Origin of the sequence: Sphingomonas sp., from assembly GCF_051962185.1 — a bacterium.
GTDB lineage: Bacteria > Pseudomonadota > Alphaproteobacteria > Sphingomonadales > Sphingomonadaceae > Sphingomonas.
In genome coordinates, this window is record NZ_JBQCCN010000325.1 from 1 (window position 1) to 2,556 (window position 2,556).

A 2,556-nucleotide genomic window follows, 5' to 3' on the forward strand; every position below is an offset into this window, starting at 1 on the left:
CGTCGGGCAGAAAGCGGCGCGCGAGAATCTGCGGGTGTTCATTGCGGCGGCCAAGGCGCGCGGCGACGCGCTCGACCATGTCCTGTTCTTCGGCCCGCCGGGGCTCGGCAAGACCACGCTGGCGCAGATCATCGCGCGCGAGATGGGGGTCGGGTTCCGCGCCACCAGCGGGCCGGTCATCGCCAAATCTGGCGACCTCGCGGCGCTGCTGACCAATCTCGAGGACGGCGACGTGCTGTTCATCGACGAGATCCACCGGCTCCAGCCGGCGGTCGAGGAAGTGCTTTATCCCGCGATGGAGGATCGCGCGCTCGATCTGATGATCGGCGAAGGCCCGTCGGCGCGATCGGTCAGGATCGACCTGCCCAAATTCACTCTGGTCGGCGCGACGACGCGACAGGGCCTGCTGACCACGCCACTGCGCGATCGCTTCGGCATCCCGGTGCGGCTCAATTTCTACACGGTCGAGGAACTCGAAGCGGTGGTGACGCGCGCGGCGCGGCTGCTCGATCTCCACGTCTCGCCCGACGGCGCGCAGGAAATCGCGCGACGAGCGCGAGGAACGCCGCGGATCGCCGGGCGGCTGCTGCGCCGGGTGCGCGACTTCGCCAATGTCGCGGGGCGCGAGACGGTCGACGCGGTCGCCGCCGACGCCGCGCTCAACCGGCTCGAGGTCGACAAGCTCGGGCTCGACGCGATGGACCGGCGCTACCTTCATATGATCGCCGACATCTATCGCGGCGGCCCGGTCGGCGTGGAGACGCTGGCGGCCGGGCTGAGCGAGCCGCGCGATACGATCGAGGAAGTGGTCGAGCCCTATATGATCCAGCTCGGCCTGATCGCGCGTACCGCGCGCGGCCGGTGCCTCAATCCGTCCGGGTGGAAGCATCTCGGCCTCAACCCGCCCGCAGGGGCGCAAGACGGGCTATTCGATCAGCCGATCGAATAGACGATCGCCGCCGCGCCGCCGCCGAAGATCGCGGCGACGATCATGCCCAGGATGCCGGCCAGCGCGCTGCCGCCCCGGCGTTTGGCAAAGGCCGACCTTTTGCCCGGCTTGCCCAATTTGAGCTCGATATAGCCCGCGATCGTGCCGCCGATCGCGGTGGCGACCAACGACACCAGGGCGCCGAGCGGCGAACGCCCGACCGTCGCGATCGCGATCGGCAGCAACGCGGCGATCGGTGCGGCCATCAGCAATGCCGCGGCGAGCTTGGCCTGGTCGACGCGTTCCTTGTCGATCGGCGCGACGACCAGCAGCTCGGGCGCGTCCTCGCCCGACACCGCCAGCCAGGCGAAGCTGCCGGTCAGCTGGGTCGCCACCAGCACGCTGGCGAAGGCCAGGCCGGGCGCGATCAGCCCGCCGCCGCCGCGAAACGCGACCAGCATCAGCGGGACCAGATAGACCAGCCGCAGGATGACCTGGAACACCAGCCCGGGATCGCGCGCGAGCAATCGCCATTCCTTGGCCAGCACCGCGCGGAACAGCCCGGCATGGAACAGGCGACTGCTCGCCTTGCCGGTCGGTCGCGTGCGGCCCAGCCGCATGCCGGCGTCCTGATAGCCGCTCAGGAACAGGCGCCGCAGCACCGCGCCCGCGGCCACGAACGCCGCGATCCCGATCGCCAGCAGGATCGCGACCGACAGGGGATCGCCGAACGCGGCATGGCCCGGCACGCCGCTCCAGCCCCGTTCGCCCCATCCCCAGGCGCGCAGATCCTCGAATATCACGACCACTGACGATCGGCGACCGCCGCCGCCGTGCGACAATTGGGTGACCAGGAACAATGCGCCGCCCAGCACCGCCGCGGCGACCTGGCCGACGGTGCGCGCGGCGCGCGGGCCGACGAGCCTGGCGAGCGTCAGCGTGATCGCGATGCCGATCGCCGCCGCGGCGAGCGCCAGCGCCACCAGCAGCCCGATCACGCCGAACAGATTCGGGTGCCCCAGGATGGCGACCGGGATCGCCAGCGGCAGCAGCAAGCCGGCGTAGATCAGCACGATCGCGCCCGCGATCCCGGCCAGTTTGGCGAGCAGCACGACCCGGCCCTCGATCGGCGCGGTGAACATCAGGTCGAGGTCGCGGCTCTCGTACAAGGTTTGCTGGCTGCCGAGGATCGCCTGCGTCGTCATGAAGGACAGAGCGACGACCGAGGCGGCCAGGATGCCGACGCCGATGTCCGCGCGATAGGCGATCGGCGTGCCCATCAGCGCGACGGCGACGACCACGCCGACCACCAGATAGCCGGCGAGCAGCACCAGGGCGAGCGCCTGGCGCGCGCCGCCGCGCCGCCGCCCGCGCCAGGCGAGACGGAGTTCGTGCCGCGCCAGCCAGGCGAAGCTGCCGGGACGAAGCGCGATCACGCCGCGCTCGTCAGCCGGATGAACGTGTCCTCGAGCGTCATGCCCTCGGTGCCGGCGCGGTCGCGCAATTCGTCGAGCGTTCCTTCGGCGAGCAACTTGCCGCCGCCGATGATGCCGATGCGGTCGGCCATGCGCTCGGCGACTTCGAGAATGTGGGTGGTGACGATGACCGTCTTGCCGCGATCGACCTGC

Annotated in this window: 2 protein-coding genes and 1 pseudogene; 1 reads left to right on the forward strand and 2 read right to left on the reverse strand. The window is 70.6% G+C overall.

The genetic code is table 11. The annotated features are described in order from the left end of the window. On the forward strand, positions 1-949 hold a 949-nt coding region (gene ruvB, locus ACTHJR_RS20015; RefSeq protein WP_440525187.1), incomplete at its 5' end, for a Holliday junction branch migration DNA helicase RuvB. Here the strand turns inward: ruvB and ACTHJR_RS20020 are convergent. Continuing rightward, positions 934-2,364 (reverse strand): hypothetical protein, encoded by a 1,431-nt coding sequence (locus tag ACTHJR_RS20020; protein ID WP_440525188.1) that lies wholly within the window; start codon positions 2,362-2,364, stop codon positions 934-936. The genes ruvB and ACTHJR_RS20020 overlap by 16 nt on opposite strands. After that, positions 2,361-2,556 (reverse strand): annotated as a pseudogene (locus ACTHJR_RS20025) (ABC transporter ATP-binding protein); the annotation flags it as partial. The pseudogene ACTHJR_RS20025 and the gene ACTHJR_RS20020, both read right to left, overlap by 4 nt.